Below are 21,237 nucleotides of genomic sequence, written 5' to 3'. Positions count from 1 at the left end.
GTAATGTTATAGTGTCTAACTCTTTAGTATTGTTTTGATAGGTCAAAAGTATCCAACCTCCCTTTTTGAAAGTATGATATTTGTCAGTTTTGATGAAGAGAATATAAGTACACTAAAAATATTTTTTCCTCAGTCTCAAAAAACGGGACGGGTCTGCCTTAGTATTGCAAGGTAAAACTATATGTTCATTCAAATGATTTTAAAAAGCACTGAATAGTTGGGGAGATACACGTACTCCTAAGTAGTACGAAAACGAAACCCAGTATAGGTTTATAAGCAATATCATTAAACAAAAAATTCAATCCATTATGATTAGAAAACACTTGCTATGTGTCATAGGCATGTTTTATGCCTTCACTTTTGGCCAGGAATTACCACAGTTATCACCACCAACACCAGAGGTTGCTGCTATTGGGAAATATACCGACATCCCTGTAGGTTTAAATACAGGAACTCCTAATATTTCAATTCCTTTGATGAGTTTATCCGAGTTTGGGATAGAAGTTCCCGTATCGGTAAATTATCATGCTTCTGGTATTAAGGTTAACGAAATTGCTTCACGTATAGGTATAGGCTGGAGTCTTGCTGCAGGAGGGATGATTACCAGACAAGTAAGAGGTATCCCAGATGATGAAAAAGAAGGGTTTTTGAATACTACTAATACTGTAGATGCTTTCTTTAATTTAACTCCACAACAACAAGCACTGGCTTTTGATGATGCAGTACGCAGTAAAACTCAGGATTATGAGTCTGATTTATATTATTTTAATTTTCCGGGAGGGAGCGGGAAATTCTTTTTTGATCAACAAGGTGCAATTTATAGCCACCCTAAAAATGATCACCAGATTAGAAAAATTACGGGTCAGGTAAATAATATTACGACCATTTTGGGTTGGGAAGTAATTACTCCTCAAGGAATGACCTATACTTTTGGGATTATTCCTGGATCTTCAGAGTTAGTGACAGAAGTTAAACGCAATCTGATTTATGGAGAAAACTCACAACTTCCGTCAGGATTTACTTTTCATACTTCTGGATGGTATTTAACTCAGATTAGAGATTATAAAGGGAATAGTGTTCGTTTTAACTATTCCAAAGGGACTACAGATGTAGTATATTATAGTCTTTTGGATCAAAAAAAATATCTTCCATCAATTGTACCGGGAGCAAATGGGAACTGTAATGTCCCAGATGTATCTACTTCACTTTCTGAAGATCGTTATCTACCAACGTACCTTACCACTATAGAAGGAACACAAGGGAGTATTCAGTTTAATTATGATACTTCACGTAATGATCTTAAGAATGATAAAGCCTTAACCGCGGTTACGCTTAAAGATGCTAATGATAATGTTATTGATAGTTACCGTTTTGAACATGGATATTTTACTACTGCTCCTTGGGAGAGGTTAGGAACATATGGCGATTTAGATCAACGTACTAAGAAATTATACCTTAAAAAAATCAAACAACAAAAAGGGAGTGTAATTAATAAAGAACACAGTTTCAGTTATTATGAGGATCATGCTTTTCCAGAGCGATTATCATTTAACAAAGATTTTTGGGATTATTCTAATGGAGCTGATAACGATGTTTTATATCCTGGAGCAGTGTATACCAATGGGTATGGAAATCCGGTTGATGTTAATGGAGCAGATCGTGCAGTCAATTCCGATTTTGCTCAGACCCTATTATTAAAGGAAATCGTATACCCAACCAAAGGGAGTACAGAATTTATTTATGAATCCAATACAGTAACTGGAGGGAAAGCATTTTTTGCAGGAAATACACTAAAATCTGTAACCATTACGGGTTCACAAATAACGACTTCTCCAGATTCTAGTGAAGTGTTAAGTTCTTCTTTTACATTGCCAGAAAAAACGTTGATCTATTACAGAAGTACTGCTGTCGCCGCTTGTGATAATAATCTTGGTTCTAATGATTGTCCAACGCTATGGCTTGCCGATGCTAACGGGAATACATTAAGAACTTTTAGAGGAAACAGTAGTGATGCGCAACCTTTTGAATTAGAAGCAGGGACGTATACAGTGAATGCTCAAAACGGACTAATTCCTACTAGTCTGGAGAATGGAATTCCTCGATATGATAATACGGCTAGTCTATATTTCTATAAAAAAGAGGTTGTGGATAATAATGGTAGTAGTACCTCTATAGCTTTTACAGGAGGACTTCGTATCAAGGAGATGAGATTTAAAGATACCAATGGTTCACTTATAAATACTAAAAAATACGAGTATAGACAGTTTGCACATCCTGAGTTATCTAGTGGTTTTGCGTCTAATCCTCCTTCTTTCATATATCTAAGAGCTCCTTTTTTTGATGGGAGTTTAAATTGCACATTTAATATTATCCAATCCAACAGTCTCTTTCCTCAAAACGGATTGAGCTCGTATCATGTGGGATATACGAATGTGACTGAATTTAATACAGATAATTCACAAGGGAAAACGGAGTATACCTATAGATTTATTCCAGATGATCATAGGTATAGCGAAAACAATCAATTTCTTCCGGGAGAAGGATACCCTTTTGCTCCAGCAAAAGATTATTCTCACCAAAGAGGGCTGTTATTAGGAACAAAAGTATATAAGTTCAATCCATCGAGTCAGAATTTCTCTATCGTAGAAGAACTGAGCAATATCTATACTCGAAAAGGGGAGTTTTTGTCAGAGAATATTGCGATGGGATATATTGGTAATGCTAGCCCTGAATATACAATGTACAATAACTTTAGTGATCGATACCTGATGACAGGAACCGAAAAAACAAGTTATTACCCATCTGGAAATGTAAAGATAACAACACAATATACCTTTGATGAAGGATATCAGGGAAGAACATTTCCAACAACTATAACTACAACAGATAGTAATGGGGATAGTGTCGAAACAAAAACTTATTATCCTGATGATGTGTCTTCTGCAGATGCATTGGAGAGTCCATTAACTGCTACAGAATATAGTGCAATTTCTAATCTGAAAAAGAGTGTGTACTATCGTATTACAGAACCTATTCAGCAGGAAACCCGTATCAACAATGTATTAGCAACAAAACAACTTACCAAGTACCAGATTTTTGGAAGCATTACTCTACCTAAGAGCGTACAAGTGGCTAAGGGGAGTCGAGATTTAGAAAATCGTATTGAATATTTAAATTACGATAGTCAAGGTAACCCTTTAGAGGTTACTCAAACCGACGGTAGTCATACGATCTATATCTGGGGGTATAATGATCGGTATCCAATTGCTAAGATTGATCATGCCAGTTATATCGATATGCCTGCTGCAGTACATACGTTGATTACTCAATTAAAAACCAATACAAATCAGGAAACCACTCCAGCACAAGAAGCAACGATTCGTGGCTTAATTGATGACTTAAGGTCACATACATATTTTGCTAACGCACAGATTACTTCTTTTACCTATGATCCATTAATTGGAGTGACTAGCGTGACCGACCCAAGAGGGTATACGATGACATATCATTATGACATATTTAATCGCCTGGAACATGTAAAGGATGATGCGGGAAAATTGATTTCTGAAAACAAATATGGGTATAAGAACTAATGAGGACAAAGACAATGAAAAATATAATAAAAAACTATATAGTACTTATCATTGTAATGATGGGTACAGCAAGTGCTTTTTCACAAATAGGAGACGGAGATGTTCTCGGGGATTGTGGAATTACCTCCTATCGCGATGCTGATGGAGACAGCTGGGGAGATATAAATAATAAAACATGTCAACTAACAATACCTGCAGGATATGTTGGTAGGTACGGAGATCGTGATGATGGCAATGCACTAATTACAAATATAGCGCCTAGAAACTTTTATCGGGATGGAGATGGAGATACTTATGGTAATCCGAATAGTACAATATACGCTAGTGCGCGACCTAATGGGTATGTAACCAACAATAGTGATTATGATGATAGTAATGCGTTAATCACAAATGTTGTTCCTAGAAACTTTTATAGAGATGGAGACGGAGATACTTTTGGAAACCCAAGTAATATAAAGTATCAGAGTGCACAACCTTCAGGATATGTTACTAATGGGAATGATTGTAATGATGGTAGTGCCGCAATTAATCCAAACACGGTATGGTACAAGGATAGTGATGGAGATAATTTTGCTAGTACAAGTAAAAAACAATGCACCAGTCCAGGGGCAGGGTATAAGTTAAGTGTAACAGGTTTAGGAGATTGTAATGATAATGATGTCACCTTGAATCCCCTTACCGTATGGTACTATGATAATGATGGAGATAGTTTTGGTAATGAAGGTGATTTAAGTGCGATTCGACAACAATGTAGTCAGCCATCTTCAAAATATGTTAGAAAGATTGGTGATTGTAATGATAACAATATAAACATTCACCCTAATACAGTTTGGTATAAAAACAGTGATGGAGATGGTTTTGCGAGTACTACAAAGAAACAATGTACAAATCCAGGGTCTGGGTATAGCCTTACAGTAAGACCTTTAGGTGATTGTAATGATAATAACGCAGCGATCCACCCCGATACAGTTTGGTATAAGAATAGTGATGGAGATGGTTTTGCAAGTACTACGAAGAAACAATGCACAAACCCTGGATCTGGGTACAGCCTGACAGTAAGACCTTTAGGTGATTGTAACGATAGTAATGCTGCGATCCACCCCGATACAGTTTGGTATAAGAACAGTGATGGAGATGGTTTTGCAAGTACTACGAAGAAACAATGCACAAACCCTGGATCTGGGTACAGCTTGACAGTAAGACCTTTAGGAGATTGTAATGATAGTAATGCTGCGATCCACCCCAATACAGTTTGGTATAAGAACAGTGATGGAGATGGTTTTGCAAGTACTACGAAGAAACAATGTACAAACCCTGGATCTGGGTACAGCCTTACAGTAAGACCTTTAGGTGATTGTAATGATAATAATGCAGCGATTCACCCCAATACAGTTTGGTATAAGAACAGTGATGGAGATGGTTTTGCAAGTACCACGAAGAAACAATGTACAAATCCTGGATCTGGATATAGTATGACAGTAAGACCTTTAGGTGATTGTAACGATAGTAATGCTGCGATCCACCCCGATACAGTTTGGTATAAGAACAGTGATGGGGATGGTTTTGCAAGTACCACGAAGAAACAATGTACAAATCCTGGATCTGGATATAGCCTGACAGTAAGACCTTTAGGTGATTGTAACGATAGTAATGCTGCGATCCACCCCGATACAGTTTGGTATAAGAACAGTGATGGAGATGGTTTTGCAAGTACCACAAAGAAACAATGTACAAATCCTGGATCTGGTTATAGTCTCACAGTAAAACCATTAGGAGATTGTAATGACAGCGATGCAAGTATACATCCAAATACGGTTTGGTATATAGATGGGGATGGAGATACTTTTGGAGATAAGAATGTGACTAAAATACAATGTACTAAACCAGCGGGTTATGTGCGTAACGATGATGATTATAATGATAGTACAGGACTAATTACCAATATTACTCCTAGGAATTTTTATAGAGATGTAGATGGAGATACTTTTGGTAACCTGGCTGATAAAAAATATCAAAGTACCCAACCCGCCGGATATGTTACCAATGCAAATGATTGTAATGATAACGATGCAAGTTTAACTCCCAACACAGTATGGTACAAAGATGCAGATGGAGATACCTGGGGGGATAAAAGTGTGACTAAAAAACAATGTGATCAACCTTTAGGTTTTGTGCGTAATGATGATGATTATGACGATAGCACGGTTAATATTATCAATATTGCGCCACAAACATTTTATTTGGATAACGATGGTGATGGATTTGGAGATCCTAACCAGAGTGTATATTATAGTATTGCTCCTGCAGGATATGTCACCAATGCCAATGATCAGTGTCCAGAAGTACCAGGAGAAAATAATGGATGTGCAGGTACTCCTTATCAGGAGATTACTATTAGTAATGAGAATTATGTCTTTACCAGAGTATATCAAAATGAGATGGAATCGATGACAGGGGTTACTACTAATAGAGATGTGGTCGAGAACATAACTTATTTTGACGGATTAGGACGACCAAAGCAACAAGTAGGAATCAAAGCTTCACCAACAGCAAAGGATATTGTTACCCATATCGAATATGATATCTATGGCAGACAGGCAAAACAACATTTACCCTTTGAAAGAGCAGCCAATACAACTACTCCTTTGGGAAGTTATGGAACTGTAAATGTAAATACGACTATTAATAGTTATTACCAAAATACCTATGGCGATGACTTTACAGGAATGGCTTTGGCAGATGTTAACGCGTATTCTGAAAGTATTTTTGAACCTTCACCTTTAAATAGAGTAGCAGAACAAGGCGCTCCGGGGAAGGATTGGAAGGCAAACCCAACAAATAATGATGATCATACGATCAAGTTTGACTGGGATACTAATATTGTTGATGAGGTAGTACGTTTTAAGGTCACTTTTTCAGGTGGAAATACAGGAAAACCGCAATTGGTAAAAGATGGATTTTATACTGCTGGGGAATTATATGTTACGATAATCAAAGATGAAAACTGGCAACTTAATCAAACGCATCCTAAGGATCATACAAGTAAAGAATACAAGGACAAAAGAGGGAGAGTGGTTTTAAAACAAACGTTTAATGAAGGAATCTCTCATGATACGTATTATGTATATGATGAATTTGACAATCTAACCTATGTGATTCCGCCAAAGGTGACTACCAATGATCCAGTATATAATATCGAGCTTTCTGAGTTATGTTATCAATACAAATATGATCATAGAAATCGCCTGGTAGAAAAGAAAATCCCAGGCAAAGGATGGGAGTATATCATATACGATAAACTTGATCAACCGATATTAACTCAAGACGCTAATCAAAAGGCTAAAGGAGAATGGTTGTTTACCAAATATGACGCCTTAGGAAGAGTAGCATATACCGGTAAGTACAAGAGTACACGTAATAGAGGAACTTTACTCCTGGCAATGAGTGGAGTGAGTACGTTTTGGGAAACAAGAGAACCAGCTACTACTTTAGGAGGAACTACAGTGTATTATAGCAATGCAGCGTTCCCAACTGCAGATCTAGAAATACTAACAGTTAACTATTATGATAATTATAGTTTTGATATCAATGGGCTATCGAATCCGGGAACGGTCTACGGAGTAGGCACCACAGATCGTACCCGATCGCTAGCTACGGGTGGTAAAGTACGCGTGTTAGGAACTAATGATTGGATCACTACCGTTACTTATTATGATGACAAAGCAAGACCCGTTTATGTTGCAAGTAAAAATGACTATCTCAATACTACCGATATCGTAGAAAGCAAGTTGGATTTTGTAGGTAGAGTAGAAGAAACCAAAACTACGCATACCAAAGGTACTAATGCGGCTATCGTAACAGTAGACAAATTTACTTATGATCATACGGGGCGACTATTAAAACAAATCCAAAAGATCAATACGCAAGCAGAAGAAGTTATTGCAGAAAATAATTATGATGCATTAGGACAATTAACGAGTAAAAAAGTAGGTGGCATTGCGAACGCAAGTGAAGCAAGCTCCCCACTACAAACCATAGATTACACCCATAATGTAAGAGGGTGGTTAACATCAATTAATGAAGGGACTACGAGTAATGGAGACCTCTTTGGTTTTGCATTAGACTATAATGCAGGAGTCAACCCATTATACAATGGTAATATCTCAAAAACGGCTTGGCAAACGGCTAATGATAATGTCACCAGAAGTTATGAGTATACCTATGACGCTCTAAATAGAATAATTAGTGGAGTCAGCAATGATGGTAAGTATAATCTATCCAATGTTAGCTATGACAAAATGGGTAATATTTTATCCTTGAATAGAAAAGGGCATACTAATGCTAATGCGACCTCTTTTGGAGATATGGATCTGTTATCTTATAAATATGATTGGGGTAACAAGCTCTTAAAGGCAACCGATACAGGTAATAAAACCTTTGGCTTTAAGGATGGTACGAATACCAACAATGATTTCACCTATGATGTTAATGGTAATATGATTAGTGATCAAAATAAAGGAATTACTAGTATAACCTACAATCATTTAAATTTACCAGAAACAGTTTCTATATCCAATAGTGAAGGAACAGGAGATATTACTTATATTTATGATGCTACTGGCGCCAAGTTGAAAAAAATAGCACCAAGTGGAAGTTCTTTAATAGAAACTGAATATGCTGGGAATTATATCTATAAGAATAACGTATTACAATATATGAGTACTCCTGAAGGATATGCAACTCCTACTGTCACCCCGAGCGGAGTCGAGGGGTATCGATATGTCTACCAATACAAAGATCACCTTGATAATGTTCGTTTAAGTTATACCAAAAATGATGTAGGAAATCTAGAAATTATAGAAGAGAACAATTATTATCCCTTTGGCCTTACTCATAAAGGATATAACAATACAGTATCTTCTTTAGGGAACTCTACTGCACAATTATTGAAGTTTGGTGGGAAAGAAGAACAGAATGAACTTGGTTTGGGTTGGATTGATATTACTGCGCGTAACTATGACTCTGCATTAGGGAGATGGATGAACCTTGATCCATTGTCAGACCAAATGAGAAGACACTCTCCTTATAACTATGGATTTGACAATCCTATTTATTTTATTGATCCTGATGGGATGATGCCGTATGGAGCAGGGGAGGATAAAGTAACAAAGTCTTCAACTGATAACATATCAGTGTCTTATCAACTTGTAGATGATAAAAATAATACTCATCAAACAACTTGGACTAGACATACGGAAAATGTGACTACAACATCAAATGGATCATCTGTAAAAAAAGTCATAAATAGCACTACGGAAACAATTACAACTACAATTATAACAAATGACGCTGGTGAAGTTTCTACATCTTCGACAAAAAATTATACAGAGGCAACAACAACAACAATTTCTGGCTCAGGGGCAGGAATAGTAAATGAAAAAACAGACGTTACACTTTCTGAAAACACAGATTCTTATGATTTGTCTCAAAATAATCAAGCTGAAAGTTTTGCTAATAATGTAGTTACTCAAGTTGAGGCTGATAATAATTGGAGTCCATTCAATGGTTCTGTAATGGGAGGTGATTTAATGGATGGAATAACAGTGGGAACTGCTGCTACTGCAGCTGCTACAAGAGGTGCAGTAGATGTTGTTACCAAGTTTTTAGGAGCTAAATGGGGATCTAGGTTTTATGCTGCTACTGCAGGTATTGCATTGGGTAACTTATTCAGAAACAATGCTAATCATTCAGGTAGAAAAATAATTTATAAAGTAAACAAAGACGGAAGTTTATCTAAAATATAACAATATGTACTATTTAATTTTAATTGTTTTATTGTTTTCATTGATATACAGGGTATATCATTATAGGACAAAAAACTTTTGGAAAGACAATGTGTTTAAGATCAATTTTTCTAATAGTGTTGTAATTGTAGATAGGTATTCTATTCTATTTTCATTACTATTAGTTTATATTTATTTTAAACATAATAATTTGGAATTTATAATATTATCCGTTTTAATATTATTTACGTTCGTTAAATATGTGAAAAAGTAAAATATTATAGATGCTAATCTAAAGGATAGCTCGGATTTACAATCCCTACGCTCCCGCTAGACCAGATAGAGCGGAAATGTTTTGCGTGCTAAGTCTGAGTAAGAAAATAAATAGATTAAAAACTCCCGCTCCCGCTAGCGTCTCGCTAGTGGCCTCAAAGATTGGTTAACGGCGGTATGAGTAAGAAAATAAATAGATAAGAAACAGCTACAGCAATGTAGCTGTTTTTTTGTTTTACTATTTCTTACTTCATTCACTTAAAAAATATATTTTCTTCAATGATTTAGTTTTTAGAGGGTATTTGTACAGTTTATGTCTAGTTCCCCCGCTCCCGCTAGTCTGTGACTAGTGGCGTCAAGACTGGTCGGTAAGAGTAAGGTAGTATAGAAAACAGCTACATTTCTGTAGCTGTTTTTTTGTTTCAATACTTCTTACTTCATTCACTTAAAAAAAATATCTTTTTCTAACTGATTTAGTTTTTAGAGGGTATTTGTACAGTTTTTGTCTAGTTCAATTAAAATCAAAAAAAGAGTGAAGCACTAATTTTGTAACTGAAGTTTAGTTCTAAATTAGTTATGAAAATAAAATTCTTTCTTTCTGCATTTTTGCTTTTAATACTATGTGTTGGTTGTACCCCTTCATTACCAGAAGATGTAGCTCATGCATATGAAAAACTCCCAGAGCAACTAGATTATAATATTCATGTAAAACCAATTTTATCTGATAAATGTTTTAGCTGTCATGGACCAGATAAAGCAAAAATATCAGGAGGGCTTCAATTGCATGATCCAGAGACCGCACTTATAGAGTTAAAAGAGTCTCCAGGAAAATTTGCTATAACTCCGGGCAACCTAAAAAAATCTGAAGTTTTTCATAGAATTTTATCAAATGACCCTAACGTGGTAATGCCAACACCAGAATCATATTTGTCACTATCTCCAGAAGAAAAAGCAATACTGATTAAATGGATTGATGAAGGAGCAGAGTATAAAGATCATTGGGCTTTTATACCAGCATCTTTACCCAAAATACCCAAAGTGAATAATGAGAACCTGGTAGCTAATCCGATCGATAATTTTGTCTTGGCCAAATTAGAAGAGCATAATATCACACCTTCTAAAAAAGCAAATAAAGAACTACTATTACGACGCGTTTCACTTGATCTCACAGGATTACCACCTACCAAAAAAGAGATTTTAGATTTCACAAATGATACATCTACAGATGCGTATGAAAAACAAGTAGATCGTCTTTTAGATTCTCCTCATTACGGAGAAAAAATGGCTGTTGATTGGTTAGATTTAGCCAGGTATGCCGATACTCATGGATATTTCGTAGATCGATATCGGGATATGAGCCCCTGGCGAGATTGGGTAATTCAATCGTTCAATGAAAATTTATCTTATGACAAGTTTATTACATGGCAGTTGGCAGGGGATTTATTAGATAACCCTACAAAAGAACAGGTATTAGCAACAGGATTTAATCGTCTACACCCTCAAAACCTTGAAGGAGGAATTATAGATGAGGAATTTCGATCAGAATACGTTTCAGATAGAACCAATGTTATGGGACAGGGTATCATGGGATTAACGGTAGCTTGTGCAAAATGCCATGATCATAAATACGATCCTATTTCACAAAAAAATTATTATGAGTTGTATAGTTTTTTTAATCAGATAAATGAGTCTGGCCAAATTCCATGGGATTGGTCTATGCCCGTACCTACATTACTTCTCCCAACGAAAGAAGAAGAAAAAATGATGTCCTATATCAATACTCTGATTGATAAAGAGACTCAAAACATTCAGGAAATAAAAAGTAATCAGTTACAAAATGCAAAGGATTGGATTGCAGAAGAAAAATATAAAACAGATTCATTTAAAGATACAGATCATCTATCAGCCTATTTTGACTTTGAAAATAATTCATTACAAAATAAACTTAATCGTAGAGAACGTGGTACGATGAAGACCCAATTTACGAACAATGAAAAAACAACTTTTACCCTGGGGTATTCTGGCAAAGGACTTCAGTTTGATGGGGATGCGTGGTTAGATTTGGGTGATATTGGTATTTTTCAACGTAGTGAGGCTTTTAGTATCGCAATACGAATATTTGTACCCAAAGATCTAAAAGAAGGAGTGATTTTTCATAAAGCACAGGGAACCAGATTGCATAGTTATAGAGGGTACCACTTAACTATTAAACCCGATAATACACTAGAACTTTTGATGGCACATGTATGGCCAGATAATGCTATTGTAAAACGAACTATTAAAGAAGTACCCAGAGATCAATGGGTACATCTTACCTTAACCTATGACGGTTCCAGTAAAGCAAAAGGCCTTAAAATATACCTTGAGGGTCAGGAAATGAAGTCTAATGTAGAAATAGATAACCTGTATAAGGATATTATCTTTCACAATTATGAAGACTATATTTATCCAGAACCTATAGAACCTGGATTACAAATTGGAGCAAGATGGAGAGGTAAAGGAATTGCTAAATCAATAGTAGATGATCTTATGGTCTTTGATAAGGAATTAACCAATCTGGAAATTCTTAAAATATCAAATAGCAAATTTCTTGATCCAATACTATCAAAAAACGAAAATGAATTGTCTAAAAAAGATAAAGATCAATTAGTAAACTATTATTTGTCTACAAAATCAAAGCCTGTAAAAAAAGCATTATCATCATTACAAGAATTGCGTACTCAATATGCAGATAGTGTTGATAATATCAAGGAAATTATGGTGATGAAAGACTCTCTGAATTTACGTAAAACCTATGTGTTAGAAAGAGGACAATATGATGTTTACGGTGAAGAGGTATTTTCGGATACTCCAGAAAGTCTACCATCTATGTCAGAAAAATTACCCAAAAATAGGTTAGGTCTCGCTAAATGGTTAATAGACCCCAACCATCCTTTAACGGCAAGAGTAGCGGTAAATAGATACTGGCAGAATTTCTTTGGTACCGGTATTGTAGAAACTTCTGAAGATTTTGGAAATCAGGGAACCTTGCCAACACATCCTGAATTATTAGATTGGCTGGCAATAAAATTTATAAAAACAGGATGGAACCTTAAGACATTAAATAAGTTAATTGTAATGTCTAATACGTACCAGCAAGATTCTAATGTGTCAGATGTGTTAAGAGAGATAGATCCGGATAATGAATTACTGGCTAGAGGTCCCAGAAAGAGATTGTCGGGAGAAATGTTACGAGATAATGTATTACTCGCGAGCGGATTACTAAATCAAAAAATAGGAGGGGAGAGTGTAAAACCATACCAACCAAAAGGATTATGGAAAATGACACATATAACTTACGAAAGAGGGTCTGGAGAAGATCTATATAGAAGAAGTATGTATACTATATGGAAAAGAACAGCTCCCAATCCTACTATAGCTACTTTTGATGCCCCTACAAGAGATATCTGCACTACCAGAAGACAAGAAACCAATACTCCTTTACAGGCATTGGTGCTCCTTAATGATCCTACGTATATAGAAACAGCAAAAGTAATAGGTAAAAATATGACTTCGTTTTTGAGTATTGAAGATGCAATTAGCGATGCGTATATACGATTAACAGGAAAGACGATAACAACAAAAGAATTACAACTATTGATGGAGTTACAAAATGAGGAATTTAAAAAGTTTACAGAAAATATTGATAAGGCAAGAGGTTGGTTAAATTCTGGAGATATCCGCTTTCAAGAAAATGAAAACCTCCCTATGATAGCGGCAAATGCAGTAGTTGCTAGTACGATTATGAATTCTGATGCTACAATAACTAAAAGATAATATATATGTGATCATCATGATACATTATGATTTACTAGTATCGCAAAGAAGATTTGATGACAGACAACAAAAAATAAAAACTCCCTTAATCTTGTTTTTAGATTTTGTTCAATAAAAAAACATGTTGAGATTAGTATTGTGAAACAAATTCAACTAGATTATCATTTCTTTCTAATTTTAGTTTTTTTCTTAGTCGATACCTTGAGGTGTGCACACTTTCTATTGAGATTCCAAGAAGTGAAGACATGTCCTTACTTGAAAAGTTAAGTTTTATTAGTGCACAAATTTTTAAATCTGTCTGGGTTAATGGTGGGAAATCCTTTTTGATTTTTTTGTAAAAATCTTGATTGATATCTATAAATCTTGCTTCAAATTCTTTCCAGTTACTACCAACACCAGACTTAATAGATTTTATGACTTTATTTATCGAGTTTGGATTTAGATCTTCTTTATTGTCGGTAAGAGTGTTTTTTAAACCAGCAATAAATTCATCTTTTTCTATGAGTTGTAGAGCAGATTTTGCTAATTCTTTGTTTTTTAATTCTATTGCCTTTTTATTTTCTTTTAGCTTGAGTTTCTGTTTTTGTTTTAATAAAATCTTTTCTCTTTTGTGTTTTCGTTTTAAGTTTTTGAATACCATAAAACCAAATACAATAAGTGAAAATAGTGTAACAAACAATAATATAGACCTTAGTGTTGATATTTTCTGTTTATGTTCTAATTTTAATAATTTTTGCTCATTTAGTATTTGTTCTTGTTTGTTTTTTTGGATTCGATATTTGTCTTTTATCTCAAATAAATATTCATTGTTTTTACTATTGATACCAAATATTTTGTTTTCTAAGCCAATGGCTTTATTCAGATGAAAGAAAGCTTGTTTGTATTTTTCAGAACCATAATAGATTTGAGATAATTCTTTATGATTTATGATTTGATAATTCATATGGCTATTGTATTTGCCAGATAATTCTAAAGATTGCGTATAGTGAAATTTACTTTTATCTACATCTCTTTTCATTTGATATAATTGTGCAAAAAAGTAGTGTACAATAACCAAATAGGATTCATTATTTTTTTTAAAATATTCATAAGAATTTGTAAGCATCTCTTCGGCAATATCAAATTCTCCGCTAGTAGCTAATAAAAATCCTCGTTCTGATTCTAAAAAATAATTTTGAACGTCACTATTTTGAGAACGAAAGTGGATATAACAGCTATCTACATATTTTTTTGCAGTTTCAAAGTCCCTATTGTATCGATAAAAACTAGCTATCGAGAAATAATCACTGATAAGATAACCCGCATCAATTTCTTTTTTTGAGAACAGATTTTTACTGATGCGTAAAGCGTTGTCAAAATTTTCTAATGCTTTTTTATTTCTATTGTAAAAACTGTATAACCAACCTAAAGATTGATATACTCTTGATTTAGAAAATTCATCATTACTTTCTTCTGCTAGAAATAGGGCTTTCCAGTATCCATCATATGATTTACCATAATTTAGATTGTGTCCGTATAATTCAGATAATTCATGAATACTATTGATAAGATTTAAAGTATCCTTTTTATAAGTAAAATAGTCAATACTCTTTTCATAATTATGTACGGCCTTATCAAAATTGACAAACTTATTTTTTCTTGCTTCTTCTACATATTGATTTGTTTGATATGGTACCTGTCCGAATATAAAATTCTGAGATAAAGTAAATATTAAAAAACCGGATACTAATAATATTTTTTTCATCATTTTGATTCTTTTCAATATTTTTTGACGCTCCATAATCTAGAATTAACAGAAATTATCTTCCAAACAATGAATCTAATGAACCAAATCTAACTAAATAATTGTTTAGTTGTTGGTTGAGGAATGTTTAGGTAAAAGTTTAAAAAAGTAATTTTTTCTTATAAATTAACAAAAATTATTAGAGGAGTGATGTTTGTGTGTTGTTCCCTACCTAGAAAATCGTGTTTTTGTCTAGTTATTTAAGGGGTAAAAAATGAAATGTCTAGTTTATGTCTAGTTGTGGTTAAAACAAGGTTCTAATATTAGTATTGATCTTTGTAAGAAAATTTTATTCTACAATTTAGATATGGTATTGAGATCTTTCCTTACGTTACTTCTGCTGTGCGTTTTTTTTGTAAGTAGTGCCCAAAAATATTCAAAAATAGGTAAACATGATTTTAATTTTGATTGGAAATTCAAACTTTTAGAACGCTCTGGAGCACCTGTAAAAATTGAAGATACAGACTGGAAAGACATAAATTTACCTCATGATTGGAGTGTAGGTTTTTCATTTGATCCAAAAGGAGAAGGAGCAACTGGTTATCTGCCTGGAGGTATCGGAATATATAAAAAAGATTTTTTATTAAATATAGATGATTCTAAAACAACGTATGTGTTGTTTGATGGTGTTTATAACAATAGCGAAGTCTATTTAAATGATCAGTTGCTGGGAACCCATCCATACGGATATTCTCCTTTTTATTTTGACATCACCAAAAGACTAAGAGATAATGGTGAATTGAACACTATAAAAGTTGAGGTTGATCATAGCAGATTTGTAGACAGTAGATGGTATACGGGGTCTGGGATCTATAGAAATGTGAAACTAATACATAAAAACAATCTACATATTCCAGTATGGGGAGTTTTTGTGACTACTCCAGAAATATCTAAAGACAATGCTAAGGCTCATATAAAAACAACTATAAAAAACAATAACATATCAGAACAAGATTTTGATTTACAAATTCAGATTTATGATGATGAGAATACGTCTGTTTCAGAATATTCAAAAAAATACAAGGTAAAAGCTAGTCAGAAAATTGACGTGGAAAACATTCTTAATATACCAAAACCTTTTTTGTGGAGTATAACATCACCAAGAATGTATACAGCAATTATCACCATTGCACAAGAGGGTAAATTGATAGATAAAAATGATGTACGCTTTGGAGTAAGAAGCATAAAATTTGATGCAGATAAAGGCTTTTTCTTAAATGATATTAGTACTGCTATAAAAGGAGTTTGCCTTCATCATGATGCAGGACTTGTAGGTGCCGCTGTACCCAAAGATGTTTGGAGAAGAAGATTGCAAAAACTTAAAGATGCAGGATGTAATGCGATTAGAATTGCTCATAATCCTGGTTCACAAGAATTCCTGGACCTATGTGATGAAATGGGATTTTTGGTTCAAGATGAATTTTTTGATGAATGGGATAATCCAAAAGATAAAAGATTAAATACAAATGAGAAAAGTGTAGATGATGTAACTCGAGGGTATACTCAACATTTTCAAAAATGGGCAGAACGAGACCTTAAGAATACTATGTTAGCGCATCGCAATCACCCTTCTATTTTTCAATGGAGTATAGGAAACGAGATAGAATGGACCTATCCAAGAAATGCAGATGCAACAGGCTTTTTTAATAATATGAACTGGAATGGAAATTATTTTTGGGAAGAACCTCCACATACCATAGATCAGATTAAAGAAAAACTAGAAACCTTACCCAAAGGGAAATATGATATTGGTGAAACGGCTAAGAAATTGGCGAAGTGGACCAGAGAAATGGATACTACTCGATATATCACAGCCAATTGTATTTTACCTTCAGCAAGTCATCTTTCTGGTTATGCAGATGCGCTTGATGTTATTGGCTATAGTTATAGACGAATTCTGTATGATTATGGGCATAAAAATTATCCAGAAAAACCCATCATGGGTACAGAAAACCTTGTGCAATGGCATGAATGGAAAGCTGTTGAAGAACGACCTTTTATCTCTGGAACTTTCCTATGGACAGGAATTGATTATATGGGAGAATCAAACGATCAATGGCCAAGAAAAGCTACTCCCAGTGGTATGCTAGATGTAGCTGGTTTCGAAAAACCTTCGTACCATATGATGAAGACATTGTGGAACGAAGAGCCTCATATATACGCCACTACGCAAACTCTGGATAAATCAATATACATAGAAGAAAAAAACACCGGATTAGCTGTAGAAAAAGTAAAAGATGCATGGAAAAAGGCATTGTGGGTTTGGCATGATGTAAATGATCATTGGAATTATGAAGAGAAAGATAAGGTTGTGGTAGAAGTATATTCAAACTGTAATGAAATCGAATTGTGTCTTAATGGAGAGAGTTTAGGAATCAAAAGACTAAAAGATTTTGAAGACAGGATATATAAATGGATAGTTCCTTATACCAAAGGTGAATTAAAAATTGTTGGATTAAACAATGGAGAAGTTGAAGAAATTAGAACAATACATACTTCAGGTAAGGCGGAACGTATAAAAATTACAACAGATAAAATAAAGCTAAAAGCTGATGGGTATAATACAGCTCATGTGGTAGCACAATTAGTAGATAAACATGGTATTCCTGTTACAACCAGTGATGAAGAAGTGATCTTTACAGTAGAAGGAGAAGCAAAGATTCTCGGTGTGGATAATGGTTGGGCAAGTAATGTGCAAGATTATCAATCAAACAAAATTGTAACACATAAAGGCAGATGTTTGCTGCTTTTACAATCAAAAACCAAAAAAGCAGATGTGACAATTAAAGCAACTTCAAAAAATTTAACCGGTAATACTATTCGTATTACCATTGAATAACTAAAAACTCAAAAAGAATATTCTCATGAACTTAAATTATAAATACATAGTGTACTTCTTATCTCTTATTCTTTTGATTGCTTGTAGTAACCAAGCAGAAATCAAAACTCCAAAAGTAGAAGAAACTAAAACTAAGGAAAATATAAATGACCTAGGATTAGATGTGTCACAAGAAAAACTAGATCGATTTGGTATTACAGATAAAGATCATTTGAGTGCGGCTTCCAAAAGAGCTTTGCAATGGGAATATGTAGAAAATGATTGGTATCGAGTCTTTAATGCAATGAAACCATTAAAAGGAGATTTAGCACATCAAGAGGGGGTAGTACGGCGTGATCCATCAGCCATGATTAAAGAAAATGGTAAGTATTATGTGTGGTACTCAAAAAGTGTGGGTAAAACCGATGGTTTTGGAGGAGATATAGAAAATGACAAAGTTTTTCCCTGGGATCGCTGCGATATATGGTTTGCAACATCAGAAGATGGCTGGACATGGAAAGAAGAAGGTATGGCAGTACCAAGGGGGAAAAAAGGGGCATATGATGACAGATCAGTATTTACAGTAGAAATCATGAAACATGAGGATATGTATTATCTGTGTTACCAAACGGTAAAATCCCCATATAACGTTCGCGTTAAGAATCAAGTGGGATTAGCTTGGTCTACTTCTCCAAATGGTCCTTGGACAAAGAGTGAAACTCCTATTCTAAGTCCCGCTGATAATGGAGTTTGGAAAGGAACAGAACAAAATAGATTTTTAGTCGAGAAAAAGGGAGATTTTGATTCTCATAAAGTTCATGATCCGTGTATTATACCTTATAAAGGTAAATTTTATTTGTATTACAAAGGAGAACAAATGGGAGAAGAAATCTTATTTGGAGGACGTCAAATCCGTCACGGTGTGGCTATAGCAGATAACCCTAAAGGCCCTTATATCAAATCTAAGTATAACCCTATTTCTAATTCGGGTCATGAAATTTGTGTATGGCCGACAAAAGGAGGTATTGCTTCTCTAATTACTACAGATGGACCAGAACGCAATACGATACAATGGTCACCAGACGGAATAAATTTTGAAATCAAAGGTGCTGTAAAAGGGGCAAATATGCCTCATGCTATTGGTTTAAATCGAACTTTAAATGCTCCGGATGATAATCCGACTCAGGTTTTTGATTGGGGGCTGTCTCATGTGTATAACAACTGGCATGAACAAAGTATTATGCGTTTCGATTCCTACAGAAAGACGTCTCACGTAGCTAAAGGAGCCAAAAAACCGGATGGGAAGAAAAAAGAAACAACACAAAAAGACAATTAATAACTTAACATAACAACATTGAAAGCAACTAGATACGAGGGTAATAAAACCTTCAATGTAATAGAAAAAGACCTTGAAGCACCTGTAAAAGGTGATGTGCGTATTAAAGTGGCATATTCTGGTGTATGTGGTACAGATGTGCATATCTATCATGGTATGATGGATAAAAGGGTAAATATTCCTATAACTATTGGTCACGAAATGTCTGGTACTATTGATGCACTAGGTGAAAATGTTATTGGATACGAAGTCGGAGATAAAGTAGTTGTAAGACCTCTGGATGATCGTGGTGTAAAGCCTTCTGATAAAGGATTTAATCATATTTGCGAAGATCTAAAATTTATAGGGATAGATAGCCCTGGATCGATGCAACAATACTGGAACGTACCGGCTTTTACACTTCATAAATTAAGAACAGCTACAGATTTAAAACTCGCAGCGCTTATAGAACCGTTATCAGTAGCGGTGCATGATGTAAGACTTAGCGAATTGAAGTCAGGAGAAACAGCAGTAATATTAGGAGGAGGGCCAATTGGTCTACTCGTAGCTATGGTAGCCAAAGATACGGGAGCGAATGTAATCGTATCTGAAGTGAATCCTGTAAGAATTGCCAAAGCAAAAGATCTGGGGCTTGATGCGGTAAATCCGGTAAAAATGGATTTGATACAATACGTTAAAGAAAAAACTGACGGACGATTAGCAGATGTGGTTTTTGAGGTTGCAGGAGTACAACCTGCTCTAGATATTATGACAGAAGTTGCAGGAATTAGAGGAAGAATTGTAATGGTAGCAATTCATGGAGAAAAGAAAAATGTTGATTTATTTAAGTTTTTCTGGAAAGAACTTAAACTTATCGGTGCCAGGGTATATGAAAAAGAAGATTATGAAAAATCCATTCAATTAATTACCGATAATGAACTCCACTTTGAAAAATTAATAACCGATATACAACCACTTACCAAAATTCAGGAAGTGTTTGAAAATATAGATAAAAAACCTGACGGGCTTAAGATATTAATGGATTGTCAACAATAAACATAAACTAACAACACACAAATTAATGAGTATTTTAAATAAATTCAGTTTAGAAGGAAAAACCGCCCTGGTAACTGGTTGTAAAAGAGGAATAGGAAAAGCTATGGCAATTGGTCTAGCACAAGCAGGAGCAAATATTATTGGTGTTTCGGCTAGTTTAGAAAAAGAAGGAAGTGAAATAGAGAAAGAAATAAATGCAATAGGAAAAACCTTTAAGGCATATCAATGTGATTTTTCTGATAGAAAATCTTTGTACAACTTTATTAATCTAGTAAAATCAGACTTTCCCGTTATTGATATTCTAGTGAATAATGCAGGAACAATATTAAGAGCTCCAGCAGCAGAACATTCTGATGAATACTGGGATAAAGTAATTGAGGTGAATCAAAATGCTCAATTTATCCTTACCAGAGAGATAGGAAAAGAGATGATTAATAGAGGGGATGGTAAAATTATATTTACAGCATCCTTGCTAACTTTTCAAGGAGGAATTACTGTACCTGGATATGCAGCTAGTAAAGGAGCTATTGGCCAGATGACAATGGCTTTTGCTAATGAATGGGCAGGAAAAGGAGTGAATGTAAATGCTATTGCACCGGGATATATTGCAACAGATAATACAGAAGCCTTACGAAATGACCCAGATAGATCTACTTCAATTCTTTCTAGAATTCCAGCTGGTAGATGGGGGAATCCCGAAGATTTTGCTGGCCCTGTAGTGTTTTTAGCATCCGAAGCTGCAAATTATATGAGTGGTTCCATTACAGTTGTTGATGGAGGATGGATGGGGAGATAATTAG

At 34.7% G+C, this 21,237-nt stretch carries 8 protein-coding genes; 7 read left to right on the top strand and 1 reads right to left on the bottom strand.

Going from position 1 to position 21,237, the window contains the following annotated elements; all coding sequences use genetic code 11:
• Positions 1-308: 308 nt before the first annotated feature.
• The 3 genes from DK442_RS26295 to DK442_RS26285 all read left to right on the top strand — a co-directional run bounded on the left by DK442_RS26295 (position 309) and on the right by DK442_RS26285 (position 13,465).
• Positions 309-3,593, top strand: coding sequence for an RHS repeat domain-containing protein (locus DK442_RS26295; protein WP_160114374.1), 3,285 nt, complete (start codon positions 309-311; stop codon positions 3,591-3,593).
• A 14-nt stretch (positions 3,594-3,607) separates the two neighbouring features.
• Complete coding sequence (locus DK442_RS26290) at positions 3,608-9,397, top strand: DUF6443 domain-containing protein (RefSeq protein WP_160114373.1); 5,790 nt, start codon at positions 3,608-3,610, stop codon at positions 9,395-9,397.
• A gap of 828 nt (positions 9,398-10,225) precedes the next feature.
• Entirely contained in the window at positions 10,226-13,465 is a 3,240-nt protein-coding gene (locus DK442_RS26285; protein ID WP_109438901.1) for a DUF1553 domain-containing protein, read from the top strand.
• 130 nt (positions 13,466-13,595) lie between these two features.
• Here DK442_RS26285 and DK442_RS26280 read toward each other — a convergent pair whose 3' ends face one another.
• Positions 13,596-15,212: a hypothetical protein gene (locus tag DK442_RS26280; RefSeq protein WP_160114372.1), complete on the bottom strand. Its 1,617-nt coding sequence runs from the start codon at positions 15,210-15,212 to the stop codon at positions 13,596-13,598.
• Between the two features lie 343 nt (positions 15,213-15,555).
• Between DK442_RS26280 and DK442_RS26275 the strand changes: the two genes are divergently transcribed.
• Genes DK442_RS26275 through DK442_RS26260 form a run of 4 tightly spaced genes read left to right on the top strand, consistent with a single transcriptional unit; the run spans position 15,556 to position 21,233 of the window.
• Positions 15,556-18,087, top strand: coding sequence for a glycoside hydrolase family 2 TIM barrel-domain containing protein (locus tag DK442_RS26275; RefSeq protein ID WP_109438899.1), 2,532 nt, complete (start codon positions 15,556-15,558; stop codon positions 18,085-18,087).
• Positions 18,088-18,112: 25 nt separating this feature from the next.
• The gene (locus DK442_RS26270) at positions 18,113-19,402 is read left to right on the top strand and encodes a family 43 glycosylhydrolase (RefSeq protein WP_109438898.1); all 1,290 of its coding nucleotides are present in this window, start codon (positions 18,113-18,115) and stop codon (positions 19,400-19,402) included.
• 18 nt (positions 19,403-19,420) lie between these two features.
• Entirely contained in the window at positions 19,421-20,437 is a 1,017-nt protein-coding gene (locus DK442_RS26265) for a zinc-binding dehydrogenase (RefSeq protein WP_109438897.1), read from the top strand.
• 31 nt (positions 20,438-20,468) lie between these two features.
• The gene (locus DK442_RS26260; RefSeq protein ID WP_200825177.1) at positions 20,469-21,233 is read left to right on the top strand and encodes an SDR family NAD(P)-dependent oxidoreductase; all 765 of its coding nucleotides are present in this window, start codon (positions 20,469-20,471) and stop codon (positions 21,231-21,233) included.
• Positions 21,234-21,237 lie beyond the last annotated feature (4 nt).

Origin of the sequence: Aquimarina sp. AU119, from assembly GCF_900312735.1 — a bacterium.
GTDB classification, from domain to species: domain Bacteria; phylum Bacteroidota; class Bacteroidia; order Flavobacteriales; family Flavobacteriaceae; genus Aquimarina; species Aquimarina algiphila.
Note: the sequence above shows the minus strand (reverse complement) of the source record. Positions and strands in the feature narration are given on the sequence as shown.

Excerpts from the sequence above, each read along its gene's own strand:
- DK442_RS26280 (WP_160114372.1), bottom strand. The coding sequence starts at position 15,212 with ATGATGAAAAAAATATTATTAGTATCCGGTTTTTTAATATTTACTTTA.
- DK442_RS26270 (WP_109438898.1), top strand. The coding sequence starts at position 18,113 with ATGAACTTAAATTATAAATACATAGTGTACTTCTTATCTCTTATTCTT.
- DK442_RS26285 (WP_109438901.1), top strand. The coding sequence starts at position 10,226 with ATGAAAATAAAATTCTTTCTTTCTGCATTTTTGCTTTTAATACTATGT.
- DK442_RS26275 (WP_109438899.1), top strand. The coding sequence starts at position 15,556 with ATGGTATTGAGATCTTTCCTTACGTTACTTCTGCTGTGCGTTTTTTTT.
- DK442_RS26290 (WP_160114373.1), top strand. The coding sequence starts at position 3,608 with ATGAAAAATATAATAAAAAACTATATAGTACTTATCATTGTAATGATG.
- DK442_RS26295 (WP_160114374.1), top strand. The coding sequence starts at position 309 with ATGATTAGAAAACACTTGCTATGTGTCATAGGCATGTTTTATGCCTTC.